Origin of the sequence: Stenotrophomonas sp. ATs4 (assembly GCF_051861585.1) — a bacterium.
GTDB lineage: Bacteria > Pseudomonadota > Gammaproteobacteria > Xanthomonadales > Xanthomonadaceae > Stenotrophomonas > Stenotrophomonas maltophilia_AS.
The window spans coordinates 235,822-250,114 of record NZ_JBLYPK010000002.1; the positions used below are offsets into that span (position 1 = coordinate 235,822).

Annotated in this window: 14 protein-coding genes; 6 read left to right on the plus strand and 8 right to left on the minus strand. The window is 67.0% G+C overall.

Annotated features, from left to right (window positions below):
- Positions 1 to 106: 106 nt before the first annotated feature.
- The 3 genes from ABR323_RS04240 to ABR323_RS04250 all read right to left on the minus strand — a co-directional run bounded on the left by ABR323_RS04240 (position 107) and on the right by ABR323_RS04250 (position 2,781).
- Positions 107 to 1,063, minus strand: coding sequence for a FecR family protein (locus tag ABR323_RS04240; RefSeq protein WP_439448356.1), 957 nt, complete (start codon positions 1,061 to 1,063; stop codon positions 107 to 109).
- An 82-nt stretch (positions 1,064 to 1,145) separates the two neighbouring features.
- On the minus strand, positions 1,146 to 1,649 hold the full coding sequence (locus ABR323_RS04245) for an RNA polymerase sigma factor (RefSeq protein WP_439448357.1): 504 nt from the start codon (positions 1,647 to 1,649) through the stop codon (positions 1,146 to 1,148).
- 205 nt (positions 1,650 to 1,854) lie between these two features.
- On the minus strand, positions 1,855 to 2,781 hold the full coding sequence (locus tag ABR323_RS04250) for a LysR family transcriptional regulator (RefSeq protein WP_439448358.1): 927 nt from the start codon (positions 2,779 to 2,781) through the stop codon (positions 1,855 to 1,857).
- A 150-nt stretch (positions 2,782 to 2,931) separates the two neighbouring features.
- On the opposite strand from ABR323_RS04250, the gene ABR323_RS04255 reads away from it, so the two are divergent.
- The 6 genes from ABR323_RS04255 to ABR323_RS04280 all read left to right on the plus strand — a co-directional run bounded on the left by ABR323_RS04255 (position 2,932) and on the right by ABR323_RS04280 (position 9,093).
- Positions 2,932 to 3,798: a pirin family protein gene (locus tag ABR323_RS04255; RefSeq protein WP_439448359.1), complete on the plus strand. Its 867-nt coding sequence runs from the start codon at positions 2,932 to 2,934 to the stop codon at positions 3,796 to 3,798.
- 72 nt (positions 3,799 to 3,870) lie between these two features.
- A complete protein-coding gene (locus ABR323_RS04260; protein ID WP_439448360.1) occupies positions 3,871 to 4,551 on the plus strand; it encodes a hydrolase in 681 nt (226 codons plus the stop codon).
- Between the two features lie 77 nt (positions 4,552 to 4,628).
- Positions 4,629 to 6,050: an alginate export family protein gene (locus ABR323_RS04265; RefSeq protein ID WP_439448361.1), complete on the plus strand. Its 1,422-nt coding sequence runs from the start codon at positions 4,629 to 4,631 to the stop codon at positions 6,048 to 6,050.
- Between the two features lie 118 nt (positions 6,051 to 6,168).
- On the plus strand, positions 6,169 to 7,836 hold the full coding sequence (locus tag ABR323_RS04270; protein WP_439448362.1) for an amidohydrolase: 1,668 nt from the start codon (positions 6,169 to 6,171) through the stop codon (positions 7,834 to 7,836).
- 135 nt (positions 7,837 to 7,971) lie between these two features.
- Positions 7,972 to 8,613 (plus strand): hydrolase, encoded by a 642-nt coding sequence (locus tag ABR323_RS04275; protein ID WP_439448363.1) that lies wholly within the window; start codon positions 7,972 to 7,974, stop codon positions 8,611 to 8,613.
- 84 nt (positions 8,614 to 8,697) lie between these two features.
- A complete protein-coding gene (locus ABR323_RS04280) occupies positions 8,698 to 9,093 on the plus strand; it encodes an OsmC family protein (protein ID WP_439448583.1) in 396 nt (131 codons plus the stop codon).
- A 42-nt stretch (positions 9,094 to 9,135) separates the two neighbouring features.
- On the opposite strand, the gene ABR323_RS04285 is transcribed toward ABR323_RS04280, so the two are convergent.
- From ABR323_RS04285 to ABR323_RS04305, 5 genes are all read right to left on the minus strand, one after another.
- Complete coding sequence (locus ABR323_RS04285) at positions 9,136 to 9,465, minus strand: hypothetical protein (protein WP_439448364.1); 330 nt, start codon at positions 9,463 to 9,465, stop codon at positions 9,136 to 9,138.
- A gap of 98 nt (positions 9,466 to 9,563) precedes the next feature.
- Entirely contained in the window at positions 9,564 to 11,312 is a 1,749-nt protein-coding gene (locus ABR323_RS04290) for a putative porin (RefSeq protein ID WP_439448365.1), read from the minus strand.
- Between the two features lie 42 nt (positions 11,313 to 11,354).
- Entirely contained in the window at positions 11,355 to 12,020 is a 666-nt protein-coding gene (locus ABR323_RS04295; RefSeq protein WP_010485357.1) for a cell envelope integrity protein TolA, read from the minus strand.
- A gap of 39 nt (positions 12,021 to 12,059) precedes the next feature.
- Complete coding sequence (locus tag ABR323_RS04300) at positions 12,060 to 12,473, minus strand: ExbD/TolR family protein (RefSeq protein WP_049437540.1); 414 nt, start codon at positions 12,471 to 12,473, stop codon at positions 12,060 to 12,062.
- A gap of 10 nt (positions 12,474 to 12,483) precedes the next feature.
- Positions 12,484 to 14,268 (minus strand): DUF2341 domain-containing protein, encoded by a 1,785-nt coding sequence (locus ABR323_RS04305; RefSeq protein WP_439448366.1) that lies wholly within the window; start codon positions 14,266 to 14,268, stop codon positions 12,484 to 12,486.
- Positions 14,269 to 14,293 lie beyond the last annotated feature (25 nt).

Consider the following 14,293-nt stretch of genomic DNA (forward strand, 5'->3'; position numbering starts at 1 on the left):
GTGTTTCGCTCTGGCTATACCTCTATAGACAGCGCGGTGTGGCGACTGCCCACGGTTTTTTCATGTTTTTTTCATGCGGCCGGTTCATCCGGGCATTGCGCGAGCCTCACCACACCACCAGCGCGCCGCCGGGCAAGCGCTGCACACGCAGTCCCGCCTGCGCGGCCACTGCATCGATGGCGGTCTCCGGCTGCTGCAGATGGAACAGGCCACTGACCCGTACGTCCGCGCCCTTCCTGCCCAGCACCCAGACCGGTGCACGGCGGTAGCGCGCCAGATCGGCGATGGCCTGCGCGGCCGGCTGATCGTCGATCACCACTTCGCCCCTCCGCCATGGCGCCACGGCATCCGGATCGGCCTGTCGCATCGACTGCAGCCAGCGACCGTCACGGAATACACGTGCCTGCCCGGCATGCAGGCGCTGCACACTGCCATCGCCCGGGCGCACATCGACCACGCCATCGCTGACCTGGGTCAGGACCGTGGTGTCCTGCATCGACACGCTGAAGGCAGTGCCGATGTCGCGGACCAGGCCGCCCGCCGCCTCGACCTGGAACGGACGCGCCTCGTGCGCTACCTGGAACCAGACCTGGCCGCGCAGCAGGCGCAAGTGCCGCCGCTGGCCATCGAACTCAACCGCCAATGCGGTGCCCGCATCGAGTACGGCGGTACTGCCGTCGTCCAGCTGCACCACGCGCGGTGCATCGCTGCTGCGCAGATCACTGCGTGCCAGCAGCAGCGCGTGCGGCGCAGCGGCAACCATCAGCACGACCGAGGCGGCACTGGCCAGCAGCCACGGCAGGCGGCGACGCGGTGCGATCGGGCGCAACCCTTCTCGATCAGCCGTCAGCCCGGGCAGCGCGGCCAGCACCTCCGGCCCGGCGGCATCCAACCCTTGCCAGAAGGCCTGCTGCTGGCGCCATGCCAGCGCATGGCGAGGATCGGCCTGCAGCCAGCGCTGCAGGGTTCGTTGCTGGCGTTCCGGCAGCGGGCCTGCACTGCACTGGATCACCCAGCGCAACGCCTGCCTGGCCTGACGCGGCGAGGGTTCGGACGTGGTCATGGTTGTGGCCTGCCGCACCACGAACGGGTGCGCCTTCCTGTTGTGACAACGGCAGGCGCGATCTGCCCACGGCAATCGCAGCTCATCGGTGCATTCCCTGCTGGTGCTGCTGGATCAACAGTGCCGCGCGCAGCACATGCTTGCCGACCAGGCTCTTGGAAATACCCAGCCGGGCGGCGATCTCGCGCTCGCTCAGACCCAGGTAGCGGTTGAGCACGAAGCACTCACGCACCTGGGCCGGCAGCGCGAGGATGGTCTGGGTGATCTCGCGCAGCTGCGCCTGGTCCAGCGCCTGCGCCTCGCCATCGCGGCTGGCCTCGGCCATGTCGATGGCGTACTCGGCCATCGCACGCCGTTCACGGGCGTCTGCCTGGCTGCGGTTGAGCGCGTGGTGATAGGCCATCCGGTACAGATAGCCGCGCGGCTCCAGGATGGGCGGGTCGCCGGGCACGCTGCTGGCCTTCAGGTACAGGTTCTGCAGGGCGTCCTCGGTACTGGCCGGGTCGAGATAGCGCGCGATGAAGCGAGACAACGCACGGCGCTCGCGGATCAGCAGCTCGACCAGCGCCAGGGCATTGGGAGACATAGGTGCCAAGGCCGGACCGGGGAATGATGGGCGTGATGGCGACGGTCCGGAGGTGGATTGTGGGCTGCACGGCCACAGGCGGCAAGCCGTGTCCCCGACATCATCCACGCATGGCGTGGATCTACTGTGGGCTCCTTCATCCACGCATGGTGTGGATCTACCAGAGCCCCGGTCAGTAGATCCACGCCATGCGTGGATGGAAGACCTAGGGTTCCTCCAGCGCCTCGAAGCGTTCGGCGAGGTAATCGATCAGCGCACGCACCGCCGGCAACAGGCCGCGTCGCGACGGGAACACCGCGTGCACGATGCCATGCTTCGGCACCCACTCCGGCAGCACCGGCACCAGCACACCGCTCGCCAGTTCTTCACTGATCATCATCCGCGGCAACATCAGCAAGCCCACTCCGGCCGTGGCAGCGGTACGCAGCGCGATCATGTCATCGCTGACCAGCCGCGGGCGATGGTGCACGCTGGCCAGCACATCGTCCGGCCCGGTGTATTCCCAGACATGCTGCTGGCTGGGCGATGCCAGATCGACGGTCGGCATCATTGCCAGATCGGCCGGCACCTGCGGCGTGCCCAGCCGCTGCAGCAGCACCGGGCTGGCACTGGTGCACCAGACCCGGCGCGCCAGCACGCGCACCACCAGGTCACTGTCCTCCAGCGGCGGCGGACGCACCCTTATCGCGACGTCCACACCCTCGCCCACCACATCCACGCGCCGGTTGGTGGCGTCCAGCTGCACCGTCACCTGCGGGTGCAGGGCGAGGAAGTCGGCCAGCATCGTGCCGATGCGCGCATGCAGGATCGCGATCGGGCACGCCAGGCGGATCGTGCCGCGCGGCTCGGCGCGTGACATCGCAATCGCTTCTTCGGCCGCTTCGGCCTCGACCAGCATTGCCTTGCAATGGCGGTAGTAGTCCTGGCCGACCTCGGTGACCGAGAAACGCCGGGTCGAACGCTGGATCAGGCGCACGCCCAACCGTTCCTCCAGCAGCGCGATGCGCCGGCTCAGTTTCGACTTCGGCATGGCCAGCGCCCGACCGGCCTGCGAGAAGCCCCCGTGCTCGACCACCATGGCGAAGTAGAACAGGTCGTTGAGGTCACAACGGCGGATATCTGCGATGAACACGGGGCGATCTCCTGCGGCGCAAGGCCCGCACCCATTGTTCACCAGATAGGACTATGACGGCAAATATTGGCGTCTACCGGACCAATTGTCACGGCGATATCGTCTTCGCAACGAAGAACAGCGGCCGGCAGCCCCGGCCAGGAGATCGCCATGAAGCGTGTCACCGGTACCTACAGCGCCCCCCGCCCGCACTGGGTGGGCGACGGATTCCCCGCCCGTTCGATGTTTTCCTACAACACCCACGGCCAGCACCTGAGCCCGTTCCTGCTGCTGGACTATGCCGGCCCCTACACCTTCGCGCCCAGTGATACCCCGCGCGGCGTCGGCCAGCATCCGCACCGCGGTTTCGAGACTGTCACCATCGTCTATGAGGGCGAGGTCGCGCATCGCGATTCGACCGGTGCCGGCGGCACCATCGGCCCGGGCGACGTGCAGTGGATGACCGCTGCCTCCGGCATCCTCCACGAGGAATTCCACACGCCGGAATTCAGCAAGCGCGGCGGCACCCTGGACATGGTCCAGCTGTGGGTGAACCTGCCGGCGCAGGACAAGATGGGGGCACCGGGTTACCAGACGCTGCTCGACGCACAGATCCCCTCGGTTGAACTGCCTGAAGACGCCGGACGCGTGCGGGTCATCGCCGGCCGCTTCGACGGCCACGCCGGCCCGGCGCGCACCCACACGCCGATGGATGTCTGGGACATCCGCCTGCGGCAGGGCCACCACGCCGAGCTGCCGGTGGCCGATGGCCGCACGCTGGCGCTGGTGGTGCTGAAGGGCACGGTCCGGATCAACGGTGGCCAGCCGGTCGGCGAGGCACAGCTGGTCACCTTCGACCGCAGCGGTGAGGACGTGTTCGTCGACGCCGACAGTGACGCCACCCTGCTGCTGCTCAGCGGTGAGCCGATCGACGAGCCGGTGGTGGGCTATGGCCCGTTCGTGATGAACAGCCAGGCCGAGATCGCGCAGGCGGTCAACGACTTCAACAGCGGCCGCTTCGGCCAGATCGCGCACTGATCGTTTCAATGCGGCGGGCACTGGCCCGCCGCACCTTCCGGGCCATCGCCCACCTTCTCCAGGAGACTGACCATGAGTACCCCCGCCAACTTCAACGGTGCCCGCCCGGTGATCGATCCGGACAACGCCGCGATGCTGCTGATCGACCATCAGAGCGGCCTGTTCCAGACCATCGGTGACATGCCGTTCACCAGCGTGCGCGCCCACGCCACCGCACTGGCCAAGATGGCCACGCTGGCAAAGATGCCGGTGATCACCACTGCCTCTGTGCCGCAGGGCCCGAACGGCCCGCTGATCCCTGAGATCCACGACGCCGCCCCGCATGCGCAGTACGTGGCGCGCAAGGGTGAGATCAACGCCTGGGACAACCCCGAATTCGTTGCTGCGGTGAAGGCCACCAGCCGCAAGCAGCTGATCATTGCCGGCACCATCACCAGCGTGTGCATGGCCTTCCCGTCGATCGCCGCCGTTGCCGATGGTTACCAGGTGTTCGCGGTCATCGACGCATCGGGCACCTACTCGAAGATGGCCGAGGAGATCACCCTGGCCCGCGTGGTGCAGGCCGGCGTGGTGCCGATGGATACCGCCGCGGTGGCCTCGGAGATCCAGCGGACCTGGAACCGCGACGATGCCCAGCAGTGGGCCGAGGTCTACACGAAGATCTTCCCGAACTACCAGCTGCTGATCGAAAGCTACCTGAAGGCGCAGGACGTGCAGAAGAACCACGAACAGCTGGATTCGCAGCGCAGCTGACGCCACGCGGGGCGGTGCGCCACAGCGCCGCCGCCCTGCTTTGCCCTTCCTTCTTCCATCCTGCACCGGAGGCGATCATGCGTTGGCCAGGTTCCCCTGCAGCAGACATCGCGGCGCGTTCGATGGGCGCGCTTGCCACCCTGTTCGCCGCTGCGGCCGGCGCGGAAGAGATCGTGCCGTCACCACCCGCCATCGATCCGTGGCGTTACAGCGAAGACTACCGCTACCTGCAGGATCCGGCCTTCCGTTCCGGCGCTTGGTGGGAGAAGGGAAAGTGGATGCCGTTCGGCGCATCCGGCGGTCTGACCGTCGGCGCCGAGCTGCGTGCGCGCTACGAGCACTACACCAGCAACGAGTTCGGGCATTCATCTGTCAAACGCGACGGCAGTGCGCTCTATCGTGCACTGCCATATGCAGATCTGAAGCTCAACGAGCATGCCAGGATTTTCACCCAGCTCAACCTGACCCATGCCCGTCGCAACGACAGCACCGTTGGCCCGGTGGACGATACCGGCGCAGAGGTCCTGCAGGGCTTCGTCGATGTTTCGCTGCCCTCGCGCGACGCGGGTGCGACCTTGCGCGTGGGCCGGCAGGTACTGGCCTACGGCAGCGAGCGCCTGGTTTCGGTGCGCTATGGACCCAATGTCCTGCGCGCATTCGATGGTGGCCTGCTTGCGTGGCGGACGTCGCACTCCCGTACCGAAGCCTTCCTGCTGCGCCCGGTACGCAATGCCATGGGTTCCTTCAATGACCGTGGTGATCCGCAGCGGCGCTTGTGGGGCGTGTACACCACCTTCCAGGACCCCGGAAACCATCGCGATACCGGCGTGGACGTTTACTACCTGGGCCTGTCCAACGACCACGCGCGCTACGACCAGGGCGAAGGTGCCGAAACCCGCAATACGCTGGGCAGTCGCTGGTTTGGCCGTCGCAACGGATGGAACTGGGACCTGGAGGGGTTCTTCCAGTACGGCAGTTTCGCCGGCGTGCCGGTACGCGCGTGGTCACTCGCCAGCGATGTGCGCCATCGCTTCGATGCGTGGCCGCTGACGCCACAGCTCGGCCTGAAGGCCAACATCATCAGCGGCGACCGTGACCCCGACGATCGCGCGTTGCAGACCTTCAACGTGATGTTCCCCAAAGGCAAGTACTTCGGCGAAAGCGGCCAGGTCGGCCCGACCAACCTGATCAACCTGCACCCCTCGCTGGAACTGGATCTGGGCGGTGGCTGGTCATTGGCCAGTGCGGTCGTCTTCTACTGGCGGCAGAGCGTGCGCGACGGCGTGTATGGCGTTGCCGGAAACCTGCTGCGGCCGGCGGGCAACAGCCGCGCGCGGTACATCGGCACGCAGGCGGACCTGGTGCTGGGGCGCGAGATATCCCGCCAGCTCAGCGTCGAAGCGGCCTATTCGATCTTCAAGCCGGGTCGCTTCATCCGGGATACCGGACGCGCCGACACCGTCCATTTCATCGGTCTTGAAGCGCTCTGGCGCTACTGAGGCCGTGGCATTCCCGCAACCCGCCGATGGCGGATCCACATCACCGTGGAAGCACTGGCTGCCTCCGCCACCCCCACGCCCCGCGACGATTGCCCCTCCCCCAGAGCGAGACACTTCCATGCGAGTACTGCTCCTCCTCTTCACACTCGTGCTGCCAGCCGTCGCGGCTGCGGCATCGGCTGAGCCGGCCGATCTGGTGCTGCGCAATGGCCTGCTGCTGACCCAGGATGGCACCACGCCACGTGCCAGCGCGCTTGCGATCCGCGGTGAGCGAATCCTGGCGGTTGGCACTGACCGCACCATGCAGCGCCATATCGGCCCTCGCACCCGGGTCGTCGACCTGCAACGGCGCACTGTCGTCCCGGGCCTGATCGATACGCACATCCACGCGATCCGTGGCGGCCAGACCTTCACCTTCGAAACCTACTGGTTCGACGCACCCACGCTGTCCGAAGCGCTGCAGCGGCTGCAGCGGGATGCCCGACGCAAACCTGACGGGCAATGGGCCGCCGTAGTCGGTGCGTGGCATCCCGAGCAGTTCGCGGAGGGCCGGGCGCCGACCCGCGCCGAGCTCGATGCCGCCCTGCCGGACAGGCCGGTCTACGTGCAGCATCTGTACGACTACGCCCAGCTCAATCGTGCCGGCATCGCGGCGCTGGATCTGCAGGGCGACCAGCCCCGCCTGCCCCCGGGCATCACCATCGAGCGCGACGAAGACGGACAGGCTACCGGCCGCCTGTTCGGTGGCATCGGCCCATTCAACGCACTGTTCGCGCAGGTCAGTGCCAACACCGATCACGAAAAGAGCCTGCGGGCCTTCTTCGCTGCCCTCAACGCGCAGGGCGTGACCGGTTTCATTGATCCCTCGGCGGGCCCACCGCAGTCCTACGAACCCCTGTTCAAGCTACGCGACCAGGGCGGGCTGACGCTACGTGCCGGCTACCGCATTCCGGCCGGTACCCACGGCGATGAAGCCGAGTGGTTCCGCAATGTCATGGCGTTCCGTCCGAACCGGCACGACGATGGCGACATCGCCTTCCTCGGCCTGGGTGAGAACCTGGTCACCGCCATGAACGACGGCGTTCTGATGGGGCCTGGCTTCGATCCGCCGGCCGGAGCCCGGCAGGAGCTGATCGAGGTGGCACGGCTGGCCGCGGAGCGGCGCATCCCACTGGAGATCCATGCATATACCGATGATGCCGCCGGTGCCATCCTGGACGCCTTCGAGGTGGTGGCGCGCGATCATGACCTGCGGCCGCTGCGCTGGGCGATAGCGCACCTGAACACCGGGTCACAGCAGACGTTGCAGCGCATGGCCCGGCTCGGGCTGGCCTACAGCGTACAGATGGGGCCCTATTTCGAGACCACGGCGATCCACGCCGCCAACACCGCACAGGTTGCGGCCTCCAGCGCCCCGGTGCGTGCCGCGATGGCGCTCGGCATTCCGGTGGCGGGCGGCACCGACTCCACCCGCATCGGCGTGGCGGGCGTCTGGCAGGCCATCCAGTACCACGTCGAGGGCCAGCCACTGGCCGGCGTGCGCCGCAGCGAGGACAACCTCATCACCCGCGATGCGGCACTGCGCCTGTTCACCCGCAATGCGGCCTGGCTGTCGTTCGCCGAAGACGAGCGTGGCTCCCTCACCGCGGGAAAACTTGCTGATCTTGCTGTGCTCGACCAGCCTTACCTGACCATGCCGGCCCATCGCATCCATTCGCTGCGCTCGCTGCTCACCCTGGTCGGCGGCCGCATCGTGCACGACAGCGGCGCCCTCGATGCCGAATAGCCGCGTCCCGTACGCACCGCGCTGAAACACCCGGCCGGCAGTCTGTTGCTCACGTCCCGCGCCCTGCCGTCCAGCCTCTGCCCGCCCCGGGCATTCCCCCGCGGCCTCGCGCCGCTCCCGCAATGGAGAACCATCATGTCCAGTGAACCGATCCGCGACCCGGCCAGCGATCATCTGCTGACCCCGCAGAATTCCGCCTTCGTCATCATCGACTACCAGCCGGTGCAGGTGAACTCCATCGCCTCGATGGACCGCCAGCTGCTGGTCAACAACATCGTCGGCACCGCCAAAGCCGCCGTCGCCTACGGTTTGCCGATCGTGCATTCGACGGTGAACGTCAAGACCGGCCTGAACAAGCCGCCCATCCCGCAGCTGCGCAAAGTGCTGGGTGACTACCCCACCTACGACCGCACCACCATCAACTCCTGGGAGGACGTCGAATTCCGCAAGGCGGTGGAAGCCACCGGCCGCCGCAAGCTGATCATGACCGCGCTGTGGACCGAGGCCTGCCTGACCTTCCCGGCGCTGGACGCATTGAAGGAAGGCTATGAAGTGTATGTGGTGGTCGACGCCGTCGGCGGCACCTCACTGGCCGCACACGATGCCGCGCTGCGTCGCATCGAACAGGCCGGTGGCCAGCTGATCAGCGTGCCGCAGCTGTTCTGCGAGCTGCAGCGCGACTGGGCCCGGTCGGAAACGGTGCCGGCTTTCATGAACCTCTTCATCGAAACCGGTGGTACGGCGGGTATCCAGTTCTCGTACGATCGTACCGAGTGATTGCGTGGCGGCGTCGGTCCTGGCTGGCGCCGCCGTTGGGATTGGTCGAGCATGGCTCGACGCTACAGACAGATGGAGAACGTATTGGCCTACGCACGCATTGTTTCAACCGCCGACAATTACCTTCACCACATCAGCAATGGCACATTCGCTGTGGATGCGGACGAGCCCACCTCGCTGGGCGGCCAGGGCAAGGGTTTCGCACCGTTCGATCTGTACCTGGCTTCGCTGGCGGCGTGCACCGCCATCACCCTGCGCATGTATGCCCAGCGCAAGGGCTGGGAACTGGGCGAGTTCCATGCCGAGCTGCGCTCGGAACGTGACGCGGATGGTCGCTTTCATGTGCACCGCGTGCTGCATGCAACCGCCGAGCTGAGCGATGCGCAGTGGCAGCGGTTGCTGGAGGTGGTGGAGAAGACCCCGGTGACCCTGGTGATGCGCGAGGGTGCACGCATCACCAGTGAGCGCGGGGGGCAGTAACCCCATCCACGCATGGCGTGGATCTACTGTAGAGGCGAAGGTTCAGCGCCGTGAATGCAGCACGGTGCGCTGGCGCATGGCGTTGAATTCCTTCTCCACCTGCTGGATGTCCTCGGCCTGGAAACCGGCCGCATCCAGCAGCTGGTCGGCGGCGGCGGCCGCCAGCGGATCGTCGTCACGCTGGCGCCAGCAGCGCGCCGGCAGGAAATAGCCCACTTCGCTGCGCCCGCGCATGATCACCACCGGCCTGCCCGCATACAGCAGGAACTCGGCCAGATGCTGGCGCAGGCCCTCCACGGAAACATAGGCCGGTCCAACACCCAGCATCTGGTTGGACGGTTCGGGACTCTCGAACAGCTTGCGACGGCTCATCCACTCCTCCTTTTGAACAACGCGTGGTCTCCTTTCCTTAGACGGGCGCATCGCTGCGCCCCCGCCACGCACTACGTGATCTGCATCACGCTCGCCACTCAGAACCCGGTGTTGAACTCCAGCTGGAACACGTCGATCGACAGCGGTGCACCGGACACTTCCTTGGCCGCCATCCACTTGCCGCTGATCCAGCTGCGTGCATCCAGCGCATAGGCACCGCCCACGTAGTAGCCGCGGGCATTGGTGCCACCGAGGTGGAAGTTCGGATCGTTGTAGGCATCCGGCAGCGCATCGGCCTCGATGTGCTTGTAGCCCAGCAGCGCCTGCCACTGACCCTTCTCCTTCAGGTCGGTGGCACCGAAGGTGGCCTGCACCATCCATGCGGTGTCGCCGCTGCGGAAGGTATCGATGCCGACAGTGTCGCCGGCGCCGTAGTTGTTGACGATGCCGTTCTGGGCGCGACTGAACATGGCCTGCTTGTCGTAGGCCAGGTTGCGGATGTAATCGCCATCCAGGCGCAGACCGATGCCCTGCGCCAGCTGTGTATCCCAGCGAAGGTTCAACGCTGCCAAGCGGAACGCCGAGGCCAGGCCGACATACTGCGGAGTGGGCGTATTGGCCGGATCCAACGGATAGAGCGCGACGTCGCGGATCAGCATCAGGGTGTTGCCCTTCTGCATGAAGGCCGGGCGCGACCAGTCTGTGTCGCAGCCATCGATGCCCGAGAACAGCGCGCACGGCGAAGACAGGCGACCGCTGATGTTCTTGAAATCGTAGTAGGCCAGTGCCGCGCGCACCGTGTTGTCATCGTTGAAGCGCCAGTTCACACCTACCTGCGCGCCGGACAGCCACTTGTTCTCGTTCGGGGTCTTGACCAGGCTCTGGCTGGGCGAACTGTCGGAGGTGTACTCCAGTGGGACCACCGCCAGGGTGCCAAACAGGTCGAGGTCACCGCCGTTGAAGTCGTACTTCAGGTTGGCGGCCAGTCCGTCGAAGTTCAGGTCGTTGGAGAACAGGGTATCGCTGCTCCAGAACGGGTTGCCGAAGCGCCCACCGCGTACCGTCACCCAATCGGCCGGGCTGTAAGCCAGCCAGGCCTGATCCAGCCACACGTCCTTCTTGCCAAGGCCGCCGCCCAGCTGCTCCGTGGTCGACACCGGGCCGTTGCTGCTGCCGCTGGCCAGACGTACGCCAGCCGTGGTGTGCTGACCGATGGTCGCTTCGATGCCCAGGCGGGCACGGATCCGCCACAGGTTGCGGCGATCCTGGCGGGTGTTCAGCAGCGGCGGGATCTGACGCGGATTGGTGTTCCGGTTGGTATCGAAACCGTTGCCGGAGTTGATCGACGACCAGTTGCTCACGATGTCGCTGTTGCGTTCGGAGAAGAAGCGCGACTCGCTGCGCACGCGCATGTCACCGGTGACCTTGATGCGCTTGGTCCACTCAGCCACTTCGTTCGGTGCCGCCCAGCCTTCCGACTTGGCCTGCGCCATCACATCCTGGCGCACTTCGTCACGAATGCCGTCGCGCACGCTCTGCGGCACGTAGGGCACGCGCACGTCGCCGGCTTCCAGGGCCACGCCACCACTGGCAGCCGAAGGTACGGTGGTCGCGGTGCGCGATGCGGCCGCTGCTTCAGCCTCGGCCTGCACCAGCAATGCCTGGCCGTCTTCGGGCTTCAACGCACCACTGGCGATCAGGCCCTTGATCAGCTTGACCATGGTGGTTTCGGCAGCCATCGCACCGGCCGGGGCGGCCAGGCTGAGCAGCACGGCGCAGCACAGCAGCGCCCGTCGGGCCGGCCGCGGGCGGCGGGAGTCGGTTCGTGCGCGGACGTGGTCGTTCATCACGGTTCTCATCGAAAGAAGGGAAATCACGGAGGTCGGAAATCAGGCCCCGGGCCGGCGGCCCTGGATCAGCACGCGGGCGGGGAAATCAAGCGACGGCGGCGGTGCCTGGTCGACCTTGCCGATGCGTCGCAGCGCGTCGAGCACGGCCGCGTCGGCCTCCTCGTTGCCACTGCCGCGCACCAGCTCGACCTTTTCCAGGCGGCCATCATTGGACAGCCACACATTCACCTGCAGCTGGAACGCCAGGCGCTTGACCTTGTCGTCGCGCGAGATCGCCTGCTGCATCAGGTAGCCGAGGTAGCGCCCATACGTGGCATTGCCGGCGCCGCCACGGCCGACGCCGGACGAACCCCCGCCACTACCGGACTGGATGCCGAAGTTGTCGCCACCGGCCTGCGCATCGGCGTTCATCGTCACCGGGTCGGCGTTGTCCGGGGTCGGGGTCGGCTCTTCGGCCGGCGTCGGCTGATCCAGCGGCTCCGGCTCCGGGATGGTCTCTTCCGGCGGCGTTTCCGGTTCCGGCGGCTTTTCCGGTGGCGGCGGTGGCGGCGGAGGGGGCGGCGGCAGCGCCAGCATCGGCGGCTGCACCACCGGCCGGCGGGTACTGGCAGTGTCCTTGAACAGCATCCACCACACGGCGATGCCGAGCACCAGCAACGCGGCCAGCACCAGCGCGACGGTCACCAGCAACTGGCGACCGCGCATGCCGGGCTCCGGCCGAGGGGGTTGATGGGCTGTCATGCCTCAGCCCTGCGCCTTGCCGGTGACCAGGCCGACCTGGGCCAGCTCCAGCCGCCGCAGCAGGTCCAGCACCTCGACCACGCGGGCGTACTGCACCTGTGCATCACCGCGCACGATCACCGGGAAATCCGGCGTGGTCGCGCGCTCGGTGCGCAGGCGGTCTTCCAGCTCGGCCATCGTCACCGGGTAGGCATCCAGGAACACCTGGCCACTGGGGTCGATGGTGATCGCCTTGGTCTTCGGCTTCTCCAGCGCGACGCTGTTGCTCGCCTTCGGCAGGTTGACCTCGATGCCGGGGATGGAGGCGTTGCTGGTCAGGATGAAGATCACCAGCACCACCAGCAGCACGTCGACGAAGGGCGTCACGTTGATGCCCTTCTCGCGCTTCTTGATGCCGAACTTCGCCTTGTGGCCCATGGCGCGCCCCTCAGCCCTGGACCGCGGCCGGGCCGCGCCCGTCCTGCTCTTCGGCCAGGCGTGCGGCGAACTCGTCGATGAACACCGCCATGTCCGCGCCGATCGCCTCGGCGCGTGCGCCCAGGTAGTTGTAGCCGAACAGCGCCGGGATCGCGACGCCAAGGCCGGCCGCCGTACACAGCAGCGCCGCGGCCATGCCCGGTGCCACCGAGTTGATGTCCACCGCGCCGGCCATCGCCGCCACCACGAACACCAGCATGATGCCGATCACGGTACCGAACAGGCCCACGTACGGCGCGCCTTCGATGGTGGTCGACAGCCAGTTCATGCGCCGCGCCATCGCCTCCTGCTCGCGCACCATCACCGCATCCATCGAGGCGCGGATCGCCGCAATGGTGGCGCCACTGAGGTAACCACTGTTGCCGTCGCGCTGGTGGCGCTGCTGCATTTCATCGATGGCCACCTGGTAGATGCGCCACAGCGAACCGTCATGCATCGCGGTCGGCGCCTTGCCCTGGCGGTCCATGTCGGACAGCGTGCGCAGCGGCACCCCGCCCAGCTTGCCGAAGCTCTCGGTGAATACCGCATTGGCCTTGCTGGTACGACCGAAGTGGCGCCCCTTGGCGATCATGATCGCCCACGACAGCAGCATCATCAGGCCGAGAATGGCGACCACCACCCAGGCATCGAACGGCATTGCCTTGAGGATGAAGGCGAAGTGGCTCTGACCGGCCGACTGCTCGTCGGCGCCGTAGCTGATCAGGCGTGAATCCGCGCCCTGCGCGGTGGCATCGGCCAGCAGCAGTGCCGCTGGACGTGCCACCCGCGAGACGCGCAGCTCATCCAGCGCACCTTCGAAGTTGGCCAGCGGCTGCGCCGCGCCCGGGGCATCGGCGCCCACCACCGGCGCGGTGCCCAGCGCCGGCAGCTCGCCGCTCAACTGGGCGACCACGCGGCCATTGAGGTACAGCTGCAGTGCGCCCTTCTCCGCAGTCAGTGCCACATGCGCCCACTGCCCTTCCGGAATCGGCTGCGCCGGCGTGCTGCGCTGGCCATTGAGCTGCACGAACGGCACGCGGTTCTCGATGCCCAACAGCAGTTCGGAAGCATCGTCACGACGGGCGTAGATCGCCTGTGCAGCGTTGTTGCCGCCCGGCTTGATCCAGGCCGAAACGGTGAGCGGCGCGCCCGCCTCCTGTGCAAGCGATGCGCTGGCCGGCAGCGGCAGCGGGCCTGCACCCAACTGAACGCCGCGGCCGATCACCGAGCCTTCCGACGGCGGCGCCACGGCACCCGCGTTGTTGCCATAGGCGGTGGTGTCGCGTGCCGGCGCATTGGCCTCGGCAAAGTGGTAGACCAGCGTGTAGTCCGGGTCGAACACCTGCTGGCCATTGCCGCTGGCCGGGGCCTTCTCGTTGCCGTAGTACATCCAGATGGTCTGCGGTGCCGCAGCGCTGACCGCCGGCACGTCCACCCAGACCAGGGCCAGACCCAGCTTGGGGTCGAACTGTTCGATCTGGTGGGCCAGCACGGTGCGGCCATCACCCGAGACGAAGCGCAGGTCGTTGCCCGCATCCTGGGTGCCGTCGAAACCGAAGTTGCCGGTATGCAGGCGCAGCAGCAGCGGCGTACGGCCCGGGTCGCCAGCCAGGCCCGCGCCCTGCGGGCCGGCGTCGACGGTGATCGGCTTGCGGTACTTCCATTCGGCCTGCCACCAATTGGCATCAGCCGCAGCAGCAGGCAGCGCAACCAGCGCGGCCAGCAGCAACAACACTCGGGAAAGCAAACGGTCCATGCGAAGGGTCTCCGGAGAACGCATG

Coding starts and splice junctions, on each gene's coding strand:
- ABR323_RS04240 (WP_439448356.1), bottom strand. CDS start 1,063: ATGACCACGTCCGAACCCTCGCCGCGTCAGGCCAGGCAGGCGTTGCGC.
- ABR323_RS04245 (WP_439448357.1), bottom strand. CDS start 1,649: ATGTCTCCCAATGCCCTGGCGCTGGTCGAGCTGCTGATCCGCGAGCGC.
- ABR323_RS04255 (WP_439448359.1), top strand. CDS start 2,932: ATGAAGCGTGTCACCGGTACCTACAGCGCCCCCCGCCCGCACTGGGTG.
- ABR323_RS04260 (WP_439448360.1), top strand. CDS start 3,871: ATGAGTACCCCCGCCAACTTCAACGGTGCCCGCCCGGTGATCGATCCG.
- ABR323_RS04265 (WP_439448361.1), top strand. CDS start 4,629: ATGCGTTGGCCAGGTTCCCCTGCAGCAGACATCGCGGCGCGTTCGATG.
- ABR323_RS04270 (WP_439448362.1), top strand. CDS start 6,169: ATGCGAGTACTGCTCCTCCTCTTCACACTCGTGCTGCCAGCCGTCGCG.
- ABR323_RS04275 (WP_439448363.1), top strand. CDS start 7,972: ATGTCCAGTGAACCGATCCGCGACCCGGCCAGCGATCATCTGCTGACC.
- ABR323_RS04285 (WP_439448364.1), bottom strand. CDS start 9,465: ATGAGCCGTCGCAAGCTGTTCGAGAGTCCCGAACCGTCCAACCAGATG.
- ABR323_RS04290 (WP_439448365.1), bottom strand. CDS start 11,312: ATGAACGACCACGTCCGCGCACGAACCGACTCCCGCCGCCCGCGGCCG.
- ABR323_RS04295 (WP_010485357.1), bottom strand. CDS start 12,020: ATGCGCGGTCGCCAGTTGCTGGTGACCGTCGCGCTGGTGCTGGCCGCG.
- ABR323_RS04300 (WP_049437540.1), bottom strand. CDS start 12,473: ATGGGCCACAAGGCGAAGTTCGGCATCAAGAAGCGCGAGAAGGGCATC.
- ABR323_RS04305 (WP_439448366.1), bottom strand. CDS start 14,268: ATGGACCGTTTGCTTTCCCGAGTGTTGTTGCTGCTGGCCGCGCTGGTT.